The 14,259-nt window shown below is 61.8% G+C and carries 15 protein-coding genes; 2 read left to right on the top strand and 13 right to left on the bottom strand.

Going from position 1 to position 14,259, the window contains the following annotated elements; genetic code table 11:
* Positions 1–8: 8 nt before the first annotated feature.
* From ACL2XM_RS07210 to ppk2, 3 genes are all read right to left on the bottom strand, one after another.
* Complete coding sequence (locus ACL2XM_RS07210; protein WP_413732626.1) at positions 9–1,028, bottom strand: LacI family DNA-binding transcriptional regulator; 1,020 nt, start codon at positions 1,026–1,028, stop codon at positions 9–11.
* Between the two features lie 190 nt (positions 1,029–1,218).
* Positions 1,219–1,761 (bottom strand): glutathione peroxidase, encoded by a 543-nt coding sequence (locus tag ACL2XM_RS07205; RefSeq protein ID WP_410014658.1) that lies wholly within the window; start codon positions 1,759–1,761, stop codon positions 1,219–1,221.
* A gap of 181 nt (positions 1,762–1,942) precedes the next feature.
* Entirely contained in the window at positions 1,943–2,755 is an 813-nt protein-coding gene (gene ppk2 / locus ACL2XM_RS07200; RefSeq protein ID WP_410014656.1) for a polyphosphate kinase 2, read from the bottom strand.
* A 158-nt stretch (positions 2,756–2,913) separates the two neighbouring features.
* Here ppk2 and ACL2XM_RS07195 point away from each other — a divergent pair, with 158 nt between their 5' ends.
* The gene (locus ACL2XM_RS07195; RefSeq protein WP_410014655.1) at positions 2,914–3,474 is read left to right on the top strand and encodes a GNAT family N-acetyltransferase; all 561 of its coding nucleotides are present in this window, start codon (positions 2,914–2,916) and stop codon (positions 3,472–3,474) included.
* Positions 3,475–3,608: 134 nt separating this feature from the next.
* A complete protein-coding gene (locus ACL2XM_RS07190) occupies positions 3,609–4,421 on the top strand; it encodes a Cof-type HAD-IIB family hydrolase (RefSeq protein WP_413723055.1) in 813 nt (270 codons plus the stop codon).
* On the opposite strand, the gene ACL2XM_RS07185 is transcribed toward ACL2XM_RS07190, so the two are convergent.
* The 10 genes from ACL2XM_RS07185 to ACL2XM_RS07140 form a co-directional block, all read right to left on the bottom strand.
* The gene (locus ACL2XM_RS07185; protein ID WP_413728164.1) at positions 4,374–5,495 is read right to left on the bottom strand and encodes a bifunctional transcriptional activator/DNA repair enzyme AdaA; all 1,122 of its coding nucleotides are present in this window, start codon (positions 5,493–5,495) and stop codon (positions 4,374–4,376) included. The two genes, ACL2XM_RS07190 and ACL2XM_RS07185, sit on opposite strands and share 48 nt — an antisense overlap.
* Positions 5,496–5,578: 83 nt before the next feature.
* Positions 5,579–6,256 (bottom strand): RBBP9/YdeN family alpha/beta hydrolase, encoded by a 678-nt coding sequence (locus ACL2XM_RS07180; protein ID WP_413732623.1) that lies wholly within the window; start codon positions 6,254–6,256, stop codon positions 5,579–5,581.
* Positions 6,253–7,104: a triphosphoribosyl-dephospho-CoA synthase CitG gene (gene citG / locus ACL2XM_RS07175; protein ID WP_413733202.1), complete on the bottom strand. Its 852-nt coding sequence runs from the start codon at positions 7,102–7,104 to the stop codon at positions 6,253–6,255. The genes ACL2XM_RS07180 and citG overlap by 4 nt, the downstream gene beginning before the upstream one ends.
* A gap of 61 nt (positions 7,105–7,165) precedes the next feature.
* A complete protein-coding gene (gene citX, locus ACL2XM_RS07170; protein WP_413732621.1) occupies positions 7,166–7,702 on the bottom strand; it encodes a citrate lyase holo-[acyl-carrier protein] synthase in 537 nt (178 codons plus the stop codon).
* Positions 7,703–9,229 carry a citrate lyase subunit alpha gene (citF, locus tag ACL2XM_RS07165; RefSeq protein WP_413732619.1) on the bottom strand — a complete coding sequence of 509 codons (1,527 nt, stop codon included), beginning with the start codon at positions 9,227–9,229 and terminating at the stop codon, positions 7,703–7,705.
* Positions 9,230–9,264: 35 nt separating this feature from the next.
* Positions 9,265–10,140: a citrate (pro-3S)-lyase subunit beta gene (gene citE, locus ACL2XM_RS07160; RefSeq protein ID WP_410014649.1), complete on the bottom strand. Its 876-nt coding sequence runs from the start codon at positions 10,138–10,140 to the stop codon at positions 9,265–9,267.
* Positions 10,137–10,430, bottom strand: coding sequence for a citrate lyase acyl carrier protein (gene citD / locus ACL2XM_RS07155; RefSeq protein ID WP_413723060.1), 294 nt, complete (start codon positions 10,428–10,430; stop codon positions 10,137–10,139). The genes citE and citD overlap by 4 nt, the downstream gene beginning before the upstream one ends.
* A 49-nt stretch (positions 10,431–10,479) precedes the next feature.
* Positions 10,480–11,544, bottom strand: a complete 1,065-nt coding sequence (citC, locus tag ACL2XM_RS07150; protein ID WP_410014647.1) for a [citrate (pro-3S)-lyase] ligase — start codon at positions 11,542–11,544, stop codon at positions 10,480–10,482.
* A gap of 48 nt (positions 11,545–11,592) precedes the next feature.
* Positions 11,593–12,468 (bottom strand): fumarylacetoacetate hydrolase family protein, encoded by an 876-nt coding sequence (locus ACL2XM_RS07145; protein WP_413723061.1) that lies wholly within the window; start codon positions 12,466–12,468, stop codon positions 11,593–11,595.
* 37 nt (positions 12,469–12,505) lie between these two features.
* Positions 12,506–13,876 (bottom strand): 2-hydroxycarboxylate transporter family protein, encoded by a 1,371-nt coding sequence (locus ACL2XM_RS07140; protein ID WP_410014645.1) that lies wholly within the window; start codon positions 13,874–13,876, stop codon positions 12,506–12,508.
* Between the last annotated feature and the right edge of the window lie 383 nt (positions 13,877–14,259).

Below are 14,259 nucleotides of genomic sequence, written 5' to 3'. Positions count from 1 at the left end.
GCGGTCATTTACCGCCCGGCGAAGGGACCGGGAATAACGGAGTCGCGCACCATCAGCCGGCCGCTAAAGGGCTTGAGCGGCGATACCCCCTTGCCGTCAAGTACGTTGACCACCTGCTCCAGCGCGCTTTCAATCATCTGCGCCACCGGCACATGCACGGTGGTCAGCGGCGGATTAAGATAAGACGCCACGGGAATATCGTCAAAACCGAGCAACGAGATCTCGCCGGGCACCGCCCGGCCGCGCTCACGCAGCGCCCGGGCGGCGCCGATGGCCATATCGTCGTTGGCGCACACCAGCGCGCTGAAGGCGGCCGCGCCGTCCAGCAGCGCCAGGCAGGCGTTAAACCCGCTGTTTAACGACCATTGACCGGCGGCGAGCAGCGATTCATTCACAGGTATGCCCGCGGCGTCCAGGGCCTGGCGGTATCCCGCCGCGCGCGCGGCGGCGGTGGGCGACCCGGCCGCGCCGGTGATAAAGGCGATGTCCCGGTGTCCCTGCGCGATGAGATACGCCACCGCCTCGCAGGCGTCGCGCTGATGATCGGCGAATACGCAATGCTCGCGGGCATGCGGCAAATCGCGGTTAATCACCAGGAACGGGATATCGTGCCGGGCGATCAGGCCCATCAACTCCGCTTCACCCAGGAAGCTCGGATAGATAATAATGGCGTCGCAGCGGCGATCCAGCAGGAACTGGATCGCTTCAAGCTCGCTGTCGACGCTGTGTTTCCCGTCCACCAGGATAAGCTGCCGGCCGTAGTTTTCGGTCATTTTGGCGGTCTGGTACAACAGTTCGCTGAAATAAGGACCGTTAAACAGGGTGTTGGTGACGATCAGGCCGATACTTTGCGAATTTTTGGTCGCCAGGCTCCTGGCCAGCAGGTTGGGACGGTAGCCGGATTCTTCAATAGCCTTGAATACCCGTTGGCGCGTTGTTTCCTTGACATAATTATCGCCCGACAGGACACGGGACACCGTGGATTTGGAGACGCCCGCCTTGATCGCAACATCCTGCATGGTAATCATTGCAAAACCCTATTCATCCCATGACTGGGGAGAAAATCGCCTGGCGCTGATTTTAGCATACCGGCCTTGCCGGGATAAGATATCCGCGCTGTTTACGGCGCTTTTGCCGCGGCGGTGGGATGAGAGGAATAGCGCCCCGGATTAAGCGCCGGCGCCGGCCCCGCCCGCGCCAGTCCGGGCCGCAGGGGGGTTAGCCGAGCGCGGCGTCGATGGCGCGCAGCAGCCGCGGATCGTCAGCGGTGACATCGGGCGCAAACCGCGCGATAACCTTGCCCTGCCGGTTGATAAGGAACTTTTCAAAATTCCATAATACGTCCTGGCGATTGGTGGGGTCGACCCCATAGCCCTTCAGGCGCTCGCGAAACGGGCCGTCGCCGGTAGCCACCGGTTGCGCCGCGGTCAGCTGGGCGTATAAAGGATGCTGATCCTCGCCAAGCACCGATAATTTGGAAAACATCGGGAAGTGCACGTCATAGTTGACGGCGCAGAAGTCGCTGATTTCCGCGTCGCTGCCCGGTTCCTGGCCCTTGAAGTTATTGGCGGGAAAACCCAGCACTTCCAGCCCGCCGGCGCGCCGTTCCTGGTAAAGTTTTTCCAGCCCTTCATACTGCGGCGTCAGCCCACATTTGGACGCCACGTTGACCACCAGCAGCACCTTGCCGCGGTACGCCGCCAGGCTACCGGGAGTACCGTCAATGTGTTTAAGCGGTATGTCGTAAAGAGACTCGGTCATGTTTTATCCTTTTCAAATGATAGAGGGCCAGGTTTCATCGGCGGCACGCCCCGCCAGGGGAACGCCGGGCGCCGCCGGTCATGCCGCGCAAACGACCTATGACAATAGCGCGCCCGGGCCGCCGGCGCAAGGCAAGGCGCGCCGGCGGTCAACCTGACAGCGCCGGGTCCCGCGCCGGCCGTCAGGGCGCAAGCCGGCCGTTTTCAATGCAAACGGTATCGAAGGCATACAGCACCTCCGGGTCCGGCAGAGCCAGGTTCTTATCCTTGCCCTGGTATGGCAGGCGCCCCAGCAGGTCGCGCAGGATATTGACGCGCGCCGTATGTTTATCGTCGGTATGCACCACTATCCACGGCGTGGTCGGGGTATGGGTGCGGGTCAGCATGAGGTTGCGCGCCTCGCTGTACGGCTTCCACAGCTTGGTGGCCTGCTGGTCGATGGGGCTGATTTTCCACTGTTTCAGGGGATCGGTGAGACGGGATTCCAGCCGCTCCTTTTGTTCGCGCTTGCTGATATCCAGATAATATTTGATAAGCTTAATGCCCGAGCGCACCAGCAGCTGTTCAAAATCCGTCACGGTGTTCATAAATTCTTCGTACTGCTCGTCGGTGCAAAACTTCATCACGCGCTCGACGCCGGCGCGGTTGTACCAGCTGCGGTTGAACAGCACCATTTCCTGCGCCGCCGGCAGCTGCGCCACGTAGCGTTGGAAATACCATTCGGCCTGATCCCGTTCCGAGGGTTTGCCAAGGGCGACTACCCGGATTTCACGCGCGCTCAGGTGTTCGGAAATGGTTTTGATAATGCCGTCTTTGCCCGCCGCGTCGCGGCCCTCGAAGATCACCACGATTTTATCGTTGGCGCTGATGATTTCGCGCTGCAGCTTGACCAGCTCTACCTGCAGTAAATGCAGGACCTGATCGTACTCCTTGCCGGACGGGATCTGCGCGGAGGGTAATTCCTGGTCGTCGTTATGGTGCTTTTTTTTGCTCATTGTTACTCCCGATGGATGAGATTCCTGATTTCAGCCCTCAGTATGGCATTCAATTGGCCGTTGCGTGAGGATGGCGGGTTTTAATGTTTTTTATACAGAACTATCAAGCGCAAGCGTTATGATGGCGTTACTGCTGGAACAATAACCGGGTGATGCCATTGGAACTGTACACCGAGAGAATGCATTTGCGCCCCGTACGGGTAAGCGACGGCGACAGCCTGTACCGCATCTACGGCGACCCGGAAACCCAGACCTTTAATCCCGCCGGTCCCTATCCCGATCTTGCCTATGCCAAGCGGGTGCTGGCCGGCTGGCTGACCCATTGGCAGGCTTTCGGTTTCGGCACCTGGGCGATTAAGCTCAACCGCGGGCCGGAGGCGATTATCGGCTTTGGCGGCCTGAGCGTGCGCCCCTTGGGCGACCGGGTCATCAATAACCTGGGTTACCGGTTCGCGGCCGATGCCTGGGGAATGGGCCTCGCCACCGAATTTGCGCGGGCGGCGGTCGCCGCCGGCTTCGGCGCGCTGGGGCTCGCGGAGATCTCCGCCACTGTCCGGGAAAACCATCTGTCGTCGCAGCGGGTGCTGATCAAAGCGGGACTCGTACGGGCCGGCAGCATTGACGATGTGCCGGGCCACGTACCCAGCCTGCTGTTCACGCTGCGCGCTGGCGACTATGATCCCGGCAAAAACGCGGCTGGCGCCCCTCCCGGGCGTTAACGCGGCCAATACTATGTCGTCCTTGACAGCCGCTGGAATTCCCGATAATTTTCCACTTTATAAAATACTTTTATAAAGTCACCCTGCCCGCCGCCCCGGCACACAATAGCGCGGCGACAGACTCTGGAGCGCGGATGAGCATCAAAATGATTGCGGTGGATATGGACGGCACGTTCCTGGACGACGGCAAAAATTATGACCGGCAGCGATTCAGCCGGCAATACGACAGCCTGCGCCGGCGGGGCATAAAGTTTGTGGTGGCCAGCGGTAATCAGTACTACCAGCTGATCTCCTTTTTCCCCGACATTGCCGGTGAAATCGCCTTTGTCGCCGAGAATGGCGCCTACGTCGTCAACGGCGGCCAGGAAGTGTTCTGCGGCGAGTTCAGCCGGGAACACTATGAAAGGATCTTGGCCGTGCTGGCGGAGATACCTTATCTGCACACCGTCGTCTGCGCCAGGGAAAGCGCCTATCTGCTTAACAGCGTCGCACCGCACCTCTACCGGCGGATCAACCGTTATTATCATCGCCTGGCGGGGGTAGATAATTTTTCCGCCGTCACCGGCACGATATTTAAATTTGCGCTCTCGCTGCCCGATGAAAAATTACCCGGGTTTATCCGTTTTATCGCCGCTGAACTGGAGGGCATCGTCACCCCGGTATCCAGCGGCCATGGGTCGGTCGATCTGATTATTCCCGGCCTGCATAAGGCCAACGGGCTGCGGATACTTCAGCGGCTATGGCATATCTTGGATGATGAGGTGGCGGCCTTCGGCGACGGCGGCAACGACCTCGAAATGCTGCAACAGGCGGGCTACGGCTACGCCATGGCCAACGCGCCGGACACGATCAAAGCGGCGGCCCGTTACCTCGCCGCCTCGAATAATGAGGCCGGCGTATTAGGCATTATCGACGACATTTTGCTGCCCGCCCCGCCCTTCGCCTGAGAACCGCCGTTTTTCGTGTTCGATCAGCCACTGCTTGCGCCATAAGCCGCCGCCGTAGCCGGTAAGGGTGCCGTCGGCGCCGATGACCCGGTGGCAGGGTATCAAAATGGCAATCTGGTTGGCGCCGTTGGCCCGGGCCACCGCCCTGGTCGCGGTGGGACGCGCGATGGCGGCGGCCACCGCCGAATAGCTTCTTACCTGGCCCGCGGGGATGGCGCGCAAGGCATCCCAGACCCGGCGGGTAAATAGCGATCCATGCTCGGCCAGCGGCGTGGCGAAGCGGCAGGATGCGCCGGCGAAATAGTCGTTCAGCTCGCGCTCCAACTGGTCGGTGACCGGCGTGCTATCCATCACGATCTCCGAGGCGGTGAGGTTTCTGAGCCGGGTGAGTTCCGCGGGCAACGCCGGGCGATCGGCAAACTCCAGCAGGTGCAGCGCCTGCTGGTCCGCCACCGCCAGCATGGAGCCGAGCGGGGTGTCCAGCCAGCGGCTTTTCAGAAACCGATGCCGCCGGGCCTGGCTGGGATTCATGCCCAGGTGCCGGGTAATGGCGGCGCGAAAACCGCTGCCCGATTCAAAGCTGGCCTCCAGCTGGGCCTCTATGACGTCCGCCCCCATCGTCAGTTGGTGAATGCCCTTGCCCAGCCGGCGCAGCCGCGCCATCTCAAGAAAGGTGACGCCAAACTGGCGTTTAAACGCCCGCCTTACGGTGGAGGGATCCAAACCCGCCGCGGTCAGGTCGTCTTCCGACCATTTTTTTTCCGGGTCGCTTTCCAGGCGGGCCAGCAGCATGCCCAGGGTTTTATCCCGCGCGCCGAACAACGACAGGGGCTGGCACCGTTTGCACGGTCTGAAACCCGCCTCCATGGCCTCGACCACGGTGGCGTAAAAAACGGCATGTTCTTTTTTGGGCTTGCGCGCCGGGCAGGTCAGGCGGCAAAACACGCCGGTGCTTTTGACCCCCACGAACGCAAAACCATCATAGACCGGGTCGCGCGCCAGCAGCGCGGCGTATAGCGTATCCACATCAGGCAGTTCAAAAAACATCGCGATCGGCACCCTGTAACCCAACATAAGCGCCATCTTAAAGGAATGTATTTTTGCCGACGACATTTTTCGGGCGTTGATTTTTTTGCCCGATCCGCGCGGCGACGCCCCTAGTATCGCGCCGCCAGCCGGCGGGCGAACCGGGCCACGCACTCCAGGCCGTGCGGCCAGGCGCCAAAACCGGACTGGGCGTTGATATGGCCGGCCTCCCCCACATCCACCAGTTCGCTGCCCCAGGCGTCGGCCCAGTATTGCGCGCGCGGGAACGCCAGCAGCGGATCGTTATGGCTGGCGAACATCAGGCTGGGCACCGGCAGCCGTACCGGCAGGATGCGATCCTCGATTTCAAAGCGCACCGGCTCGGCGGGCGCCACCAGGACGACCCCGGCTATTTGGCCGGCGCAGCGGCTGGCATAATACCAGGACGACAACGCGCCAAAGCTATGGCCTATCAGCAATGCCGGCGGCGCCGGTGCGTCCAGCGCGCGCCTGATGGCCGTTTGCCAGCCGTCGAGATCCGGCTGCAGCCAGTCGCGCTGGGCAATACGCCGCCAGGCGGGAAACGCCCGCTGCCAGCAGGTTTGCCAATGCTCGGGGCCGCTGTCGTTGATGCCTGGCACCAGTATCACGCGCAGCGGCGCATAAACGTCGGCGGCGGGCGATTGGCCGTCGGCGGCCCGCGGCGGATAAACGCCCGGCCCAGAGCGCGCCGTATCGCCGGGCGCGGCGCGTTCTGGCCCAGGCTGCCCGTTCACGGCCCGTTGCTGCGCCGGCCGGCGAAGGTTCATGCCGGGAACCGCGCCAGCACGGACATGACCGCCAGCAGATCGGCGCTGCCCCCGGGGCTGAGATTGCGCCGCGTCAGCGCGCGATCCATGACCTCCAGATCCTGCTCGCGCCAGCCGTCCGCCAGCAGCCGCCGGGCATAGCCGCGCACAAACCGCAGCCCGCCGAGGCCGCCGCGCGCCACCAGATTGGTATCGGGATTATGGGCCATCAGCACCAGCAGGCAGTGCAGCAGCGCGCTTTCTCTTTTCGTCCCCACCGCCAGCAGCCGATCCCAGGCCGGCAGGGCATGATCGCGCACGGTGGCGAATCCGCGGGCGGCCTCGCCCCGCGCGCCGGTCAGGCCATGGCGCAGGTAAATATGCTCGCCCACGGTAGCCGCCCGGCGGCAGCCGGCCAGTTCCGTCGCCACCAGCCGGGCGCAGATCGCCGCCACGTCGGCGCATAACCCGCTGCGGGTCAACGCCTGCCCCCGCCCGCCCAGGCGCCCGGCGGCGACGCACAGCAAGCCCAGGGAAAAAATCCCCCCTTTATGGGTATTGACGCCGCCGGTAGCGGCAAACATGGCGTGCTCGCAGGCCAGGCCGGTGGGGCGGATTTCAGCCAGTACCCGCTGCGCCGGCATTCCGGCGCACCGCTCGCCCAACGCGATAAACCGGCCGAACCAGGGCGCGATGGCCGTTATGCTTTGCATAAACAGCGGCAAATCCATATCGCGGTGCGCGCCGTTGTTGCGGCCGTCCACCAGCCCGGGTTTTGGCGTCAGCATCACTTCCTCGCGCAGCGCGGCGGCGGCCAGCAGATCAAGCGCGGGCGGCGCGGCCTGACGGCCGGCGTCATCCCGTATCATTGGCGACGCGGATGGCGCGGCCCATGCCGGGTAGCCGGCGCCGGCCGTCCGGGCGCCGTTATCAGCGGGCAAAATAGGCATCCAGCAGCCCCTCTATTTTAGCAATAACCTCTTCCTGAGGATGGCGGCGCGACCGCGCGCAGGCATGGGCGGGCTGGTCGCACAACAAACACGGCCGCCCCGCCTGATCAAGGGAGCGGCGGCCGATAACGCCGCCGGCCGGGGAAAGCACATCAATATCCCACAGCCGCCCCAGGGGATGCTCCTGCTCCAGCGCCACCGTGGCGGCCTTGATTTCCACGGCGGCATGATCAACCGCCCAAAACGCCTCCGGACCGGTGTCCGGCCACCACACCGCGCGCGCCAGCACCGGCCAGCCGCGCTGGGCCAGCAGCGCGTCGCAGGCCGCCAGCGCGGCGCGCATCGAGCGCCGGTAGCGGGCCGAATCCTTCACCGGGCCAGGCGACACCAGGGTCAATGAAATAAGCGGGCGCCGGCGGCGCGTGAGCCATTCCGTTTGGCGCGCGGCGCGCAGATCCCGGGCCGTCAGCAATTCCTCCAGCGAAACGGCGAACTGCAGTGAATCGGCGATAGTCATTTAGCTGTCCTCTTGAACCTGGCGCACCACGTCGATGACGCTGCCGTCGCGATAGCGGATAACGCCGACAATGCGCCGGGTAAACGCGATGGCCTTCGGCTCGCCGGTCAACCCCACCGCCCGTTGATAAAGCTGTTCGATATCCACGACCTCCAGACCGGCGTCCACCAGACGCTGGCGCACTTCCGGCCGCGCCGGATTGACGGCAATCCCCTGATCGGTCACCAGAACGTCGATGCTCTCGCCGGGCGTCACCAGGGTGGTGACCCGGCGCACTACGGTTGGGATCCGGCTGCGCGTCAGCGGCGCCACCACGATGGTCAGGTTGGCGGCGGCGGCCACGTCGCAGTGCCCGCCGGACGCGCCGCGCATCACCCCGTCGGAGCCGGTTATCACATTGACGTTAAACGCCAGGTCGATTTCCAGGGCGCTTAAAATCACGATATCCAGCTGGTCGCAGCAGGCGGCCTTGGCGCCGGGATTGGCATAGACGTTGGTGGAGATCTCGATATGATTGGCGTTGTGCTCAAGGGAGGCCGCCGCCTGGCCGTCGAAGGATTGCGTATCCAGCAGCCTGGCGATCAGGCCCTGCTCAAACAGATCGACGATGCTGCCAGTAATGCCGCCCAGCGCAAAGCGCGCCGCGATGCCCAGGCGTTCCATTTTCTGCGCCAGGAAGCGGGTGCAGGCGGTGGAGGATGCGCCTGAGCCGGTCTGGAGGGAAAAACCCTCGACAAAATAGCCGGAGTGCTCGATGACATCGGCGGCGGTGCGGGCAATCATCAGCTCGCGCGGATTACTGGTCACGCGCGCCGCGCCCACGCTTATCTTGGCCGGGTCGCCCACCTGATCCACCGTCACGATATAATCCACCTGATCCTGCCCCAGGCTGGCCGGCATATTGGGAAACGGCACCAGCGCCTCGGTAAGCAGCACCACTTTGCGGGCAAACTGCGCGTCCACCATGGCGTATCCCAGCGAACCGCAGCGGGATTTGCCTTGGGTGCCGTTGGCATTGCCGAACTCGTCGCTGCAGGGCACGCCCAGAAAGGCCACATCTATCTTCAGCTCACCGTCCTGCAGCAGTTTCACCCGGCCGCCGTGGGAATGGATTTGCACCGGTTCTTCCATCAGGCCGTGGGAAATGGCGTCCGCCAGCTTGCCGCGCATGCCGGAGGTATAAATTTTGCTGATGACGCCGGCGCGGATCGGCTCGATCAGCGCATCGTTGCAGGTCATCAGCGAGCTGGAGGCCAGCGTCAGGTTTTTAAATCCCAGCCGGGCCAGCGTCTCCACCACCCGGTTGATCACCATATCGCCCTCACGGAAGGCATGGTGAAAAGAGATGGTCATGCCGTCCCGCAGGCCGCTGCGCTCGATGGCCTGCTCCAGGCTGGCGCACAGTTTACGCTGGTGTTTGGCCTGGCCGTCGGCCAGCCACGGCGTAAGGCGGTTGGCATGGCTGAACGGCGCCAGCGGCGGCAAATGGCGGTACTGCGCCTGTAAATCGTCTGTTATGTCACTCATTAGGTATTCCTGTCATTCTGTTAACGTGAAAACACTTACCGCCGCACACCGGAAGCCCGGGCGCGCTCCAATACCACCTGGGCATGGTTGATAATGGGGCCGTCAATCATCTTGCCGTTAAGTGAAATCACCCCCAGCCCGTTGCGTTCGCCTTCTTCGGCCGCCTGGATGACGCGCTCGGCGTAATCCACCGCTTCCTGGGTGGGCGCGTAGGCGTTGTGCAGCAGTTCAATCTGGCGCGGGTTAATCAGCGATTTGCCGTTAAAACCCATTTTGCGCACCAGATCGACCTCGCGCAGGAAACCGGCATCGTCGTTGATATCGGCATAGACCACGTCAAAGGCGTCGATCCCGGCGGCGCGGGCGGCGTGCAGCACCGCGCAGCGGGCATAGAACAGTTCCGTGCCGTCGCCGCGCTCCGTTTGCATATCCATGACATAATCGAACGCCGCCAGCGCGATGCCGATAAGCCGGGGCGAGCAGCGGGCAATCGCCACCGCATTAATAACGCCGATGGCGGATTCGATAGCCGCCATAATGCGGGTGGATCCAACCTCGCGCCCGCATTCGCGCTCGATGCGCTCGATATGGGTTTCCAGCTCGTGGATATCCTCCGGACTGTCGGTTTTAGGCAGTCGCACCACGTCGGCGCCGGCGCGAACCACCGCCGCCAGATCCTTCAGGCCGAAGGGCGTATTCAGCGGATTGATGCGCACCACGGTTTCGATATCGCGGTACATCGGGTGCTGCAGCGCATGGAATACCAAAATGCGCGCACTGTCCTTCTCGCGCAGGGACACCGCGTCCTCCAGATCGAACATGATGGAGTCAGGACGGTAGATAAAGGCGGTGGACAACATGGCGGCGTTGGCGCCGGGGATAAACAGCATACTGCGGCGAAGCTTTTTCATGACAGGTGTTCCCATTGGATGCGATCGGCCCCGGCGGCCCGGAGCACCGCCGTCTGCACGCGGGCGCGGATCACGCAGTCCAGCGCCCCTTTATCGTCGATAATGATCAGTCCTTCTTTGACATCCATGGCCGCCAGCGTCGCGTCGATCACCCGGCGGATCTGCGCGCCGAACTGCTTTATCACCTCGCTGTTGATCACCACGCTTAATTCGCCGCTGTTAGGCGCGACCTTGACCAGCAAATCGCTGGACTCAAAGGTGCCCGCCAGGGCCTCTTGTATGATTTTCATAATGCGTTCCTGATTAAAAACACGGCTAAATAAAAGGTCCCGGGCCACATTACGCGCCCGTTGCGCAGATCCCGGCCAGCGGCCTCGTCTCGCGCCGGCAAAGATAAGCAAAGGTGCTCGGCGGGACGAGGTCGCGGATGCGCGCCATTTGCCGTTGCGAAAGCAGCGCCCGCACCTCGGAAGCTGATATCGCCCGGCCCGGCGCATGGCATGCGCGCGCGATCTCCACCACCCGCAACGGCGGCTGCGCCGCGCGATCCGGGTCTTCGAGCCACTCGTGCATATCGTGGTTATATTGATGGGTCACCGGGCAATAGGGCTCGGTGCCGACATAACGGTGGGTAATGCCCAGCGGCGGCGCGATATAATGACGGAAAATCAGTAAATCCATGGCGCTGTAGGTTTTGCCCACCAGCCCGGCGTCACGCAGGAAATAGCCGGGAAAGGTGGCGCGCGAGATCAGGTAGTCGGACCCGTCATGCACCGTCACGTTGGCCAGATGCGCCACGCCCTGGCGCACCATGTCCAGGCGTGCGGCATACGGAAACAGCGACACGTCTTCGCGCACCACAAAGATATGCACCCAGGCGCAGGCGGCGGCGGCCTGTTCCGCCAGATAGCGGTGGCCGAGGGTGAAGGGGTTGGCGTTCATCACCACCGCGCCGATGGGCGCGCCCGGCCGGTAATATTGCGCAAGCGAACGGCTGTAGCGCCGCACGCCCACCGGCGTATTTTCCATCAGCACCGCCACCTGGCCCGTCTGCGCCAGGGGGTAAAAACCGCAGCCGCGAAATACGCCGATGTTCGCCGGCCGGGTATACAGGAACAGATGGAAATGGCCCTGGCGTATGGCCAGTTGCTCCACCTCGCCCACCAGCCGTGCGCTCAGGTTATCGCCCCGGTAATCCGCCGCCACCGCGACGCATTTGATCACATTTCCCGCAATGCCGGCGCATCCCACCAGCCGCCCGCCGCTGCGGGCCACCACGAATCTGGCGATATCCGCGTCCATGCCCAGAAGACTTGCCTCCAGCAACGCGCGCACGTCCGCCAGGTTATCGCGCGGGTGGTTAACGGTCAGCACGGAAAAGTCCAGGGGGTCCCGATCGTACATACAGTTTTTCCTATCATGGAGTAAAAAGCCGGCGGCGCAGGCGCGGCGCTACGCGGCGATATGGGACGCCGCGGCGGCCGTGGGCCGCTGCGCGTCGATGACCATATTGCGCAAATGGCCGATATTTTCTATTTCGACCTCGATGCAGTCGCCGGCCTTCATAAACAGCGGCGGCGTGCGTTTTTTACCGACGCCGCCCGGCGACCCGGTAATAATCACATCGCCGGCATTCAGCCGGGTAAAGGTGCTGATATATTCAATCAGCTCGGCGATGCTATGAATCATGCTGCGGGTATTGTCGTCCTGCACCATCAGGCCGTTAAGCCAGGTCCGGATGCTGAGCGCATGGGGATCGGGGATTTCGTCGGCGGTGGTCAGGTAGGGTCCGAACGCGCCGGTCCGCCGCCAGTTCTTGCCGGCGGTGAACCAGGTGTGCTGCCAGTCGCGGGCGGAGCCGTCCATATAACAGCTGTAGCCGGCGACATGGGATAAGGCGCGATCGGCGGGGATATCCTCGCCGCCCCGGCCGATAATCACCGCCAGTTCCCCCTCGTAATCAAACTCCGCCGAATGGCTGGGTTTTTCGACCGGCGTGCCGTGCCCGGTCTGTGAATCGGCAAAACGCACGAAGAGGGTGGGCGCCGGATTCATTTCATTGAACTCCCGGCGTTTGGCGGCATAGTTCATGCCGACGCATAAAATTTTGTCCGGATGTTCGATTACCGGCAGGAACGTCAGCCCGGCGAGGGCAATATCCGCCGGCGCGCCGGTCAGTTCGCGGGCCAGGGGCAGCGCGTTGCCCGCCAGCAGGGCCTTTAAATCCGGATAACGCTGGCCGAAACGACGGCCCAGGTCCACGATGCCGCCGGGCGTGACGATGCCGTAGCTTTTGGTGCCCTGATGAAGATAACTTGCGAGTTTCATAAACATTCCTGTGTTAACTACCGGCGCCGGCGCCGGTTCAGAGAATAAAATTGCCCAAGACCAGCAACGCGACCGAGACATTGATGGCACCGCCGATGCGGGTGGCAATCTGGGCGAACGGCATCAGCGCCATGCGGTTGCCGGCGGTGAGGATGGCCACGTCACCGGTGCCGCCCTGCCCGCTCTGGCAACAGGAGACGATGGCCACGTCGATGGGGTGCATGCCGATTTTTTTGCCCACCAGGAAACCGGTGCCGACCAGGGTGCCGACGGTGCTGACTATCACCAGCAGGTTGGTCAGAGTGAAGGCGTTGACCAGCTCTTGCCAGGGGGTGATGGCCACGCCCACGGCAAACAGGATCGGGTAGGTCACCGATGTCTGGAAGAATTTATATACCACCTGCGAGCCTTCCAGCATGCGCGGCGATACGCCGTGGGCCAGTTTGATCAGCACCGCGATAAACAGCATGCCCACCGGCGCCGGCAGGCCGATAAGCTTATAGCCCAGCATGCCCACCATATAGAGCAGCACGGCCAGCAGCGCGCCGGCGGCAATGGTGGTCACGTCGGTTTTACCGGCGGCGGCCTGGGCCGGTTCCGCGTCGGCGGCGTCTTGAGCGCCGGGCCTGGTGGGCATCAGGTTGCCTTCGCCGGTGAGGTGGGGATAACGCTTGCCCACGCGGTTAAGGCAGCCGGCAATCACAATGGCGGTCAGGCCGCCGAGCATCACAATCGGCAGGATGCGGCCAAGCGCCACTCCCTGCTCCATGTGCAACAGCGCGGCGTAGCCGATGGAGAGCGGAATGGCGCCCTCGCCGACGCCGCCGGCCATGATGGGCAGGATCAGGAAAAAGAAAATCTGGAACGGCGGCAGGCCGAGCATCAGCCCGACGCCCATCCCCACCAGCATGCCTGCCACTTCGCCGCAAAGCATCGGGAAAAAAATGCGCAGGAATCCCTGGATCAGCGTGCGCCGGTTCATGCTCATGATGCTGCCGACAATAATGCAGCAAATATAGAGATAAAGAATATTGGTGGTTTTAAAAAACGCGGTGGTGGAAGCGACCACCACATCGGGTAATAACCCGTAATGCACCAGCGCCGAAGGAATAAAGGTGGCACAGATGGCGGCGGCCCCCATTTTACCGATAATCGGCAGTCGTTTGCCGAATTCACCGCAGGCGAAGCCAAAAAATGCCAGCGTGGCCACCATTACCACGATATCGCTGGGTAATTTCCCGCTCAGGCAATCAATGCCGATCAGCGCCCCGGCCAATAAAAATAGCGGCAGGGGAATAATACCTACTTTCCAGGTATCCAGGATATGCCACCATTTTTCCTTTGCGGAAATTTTTTTTGCGTGTGTTGTATCCGCGACAACAATATATGAATCATCTGTCGTGCTCATTATCTGCCCCTTTATCAATTAGTGCAGGCATAATAAAGACCAGTACGCATGAAATATGTGATTGCATTCAAATTAAAACCGCTATTTTAAAGGCATTTAAGATTTTAATGGTTTTAATTATTTCATGTACAATCAATAGATTCAATTTAACGCCATGAAGTTTTAATGGCGTCTATGGCGTTAATGGTTTTTAGTGTTTTAATGGTTTTAATTCCCGGCAAGGGTATATGTTAATGAAAGGTGATGGGAATGTATTATATTTACCCGATGCTATTTTTAATCGCGGGACGAGGAAGGGTAAAGCATTGCCAGGCTGTGTTTGCGATCACATTTTGCGGGGCAGCCCCTTACAGCCTTTTTTAATCATGATAAGCTGAATTATC

It is taken from the genome of Sodalis sp. RH20, assembly GCF_047324205.1.
Taxonomy (GTDB): Bacteria; Pseudomonadota; Gammaproteobacteria; order Enterobacterales; family Enterobacteriaceae; genus Acerihabitans.
This window is presented reverse-complemented; position numbering and strand designations above follow the sequence as displayed.

Bases quoted from the DNA above. Each gene is read 5' to 3' on its own strand.
- citX (WP_413732621.1), bottom strand. From the start codon at position 7,702: ATGACTATCGCCGATTCACTGCAGTTCGCCGTTTCGCTGGAGGAATTG.
- citC (WP_410014647.1), bottom strand. From the start codon at position 11,544: ATGTACGATCGGGACCCCCTGGACTTTTCCGTGCTGACCGTTAACCAC.
- citG (WP_413733202.1), bottom strand. From the start codon at position 7,104: ATGATACGGGATGACGCCGGCCGTCAGGCCGCGCCGCCCGCGCTTGAT.
- citF (WP_413732619.1), bottom strand. From the start codon at position 9,229: ATGAGTGACATAACAGACGATTTACAGGCGCAGTACCGCCATTTGCCG.
- ACL2XM_RS07205 (WP_410014658.1), bottom strand. From the start codon at position 1,761: ATGACCGAGTCTCTTTACGACATACCGCTTAAACACATTGACGGTACT.
- citE (WP_410014649.1), bottom strand. From the start codon at position 10,140: ATGAAAAAGCTTCGCCGCAGTATGCTGTTTATCCCCGGCGCCAACGCC.
- ACL2XM_RS07180 (WP_413732623.1), bottom strand. From the start codon at position 6,256: ATGAACCTTCGCCGGCCGGCGCAGCAACGGGCCGTGAACGGGCAGCCT.
- ACL2XM_RS07140 (WP_410014645.1), bottom strand. From the start codon at position 13,876: ATGAGCACGACAGATGATTCATATATTGTTGTCGCGGATACAACACAC.
- ACL2XM_RS07190 (WP_413723055.1), top strand. From the start codon at position 3,609: ATGAGCATCAAAATGATTGCGGTGGATATGGACGGCACGTTCCTGGAC.
- citD (WP_413723060.1), bottom strand. From the start codon at position 10,430: ATGAAAATCATACAAGAGGCCCTGGCGGGCACCTTTGAGTCCAGCGAT.
- ACL2XM_RS07185 (WP_413728164.1), bottom strand. From the start codon at position 5,495: ATGTTGGGTTACAGGGTGCCGATCGCGATGTTTTTTGAACTGCCTGAT.
- ACL2XM_RS07210 (WP_413732626.1), bottom strand. From the start codon at position 1,028: ATGATTACCATGCAGGATGTTGCGATCAAGGCGGGCGTCTCCAAATCC.
- ppk2 (WP_410014656.1), bottom strand. From the start codon at position 2,755: ATGAGCAAAAAAAAGCACCATAACGACGACCAGGAATTACCCTCCGCG.
- ACL2XM_RS07145 (WP_413723061.1), bottom strand. From the start codon at position 12,468: ATGAAACTCGCAAGTTATCTTCATCAGGGCACCAAAAGCTACGGCATC.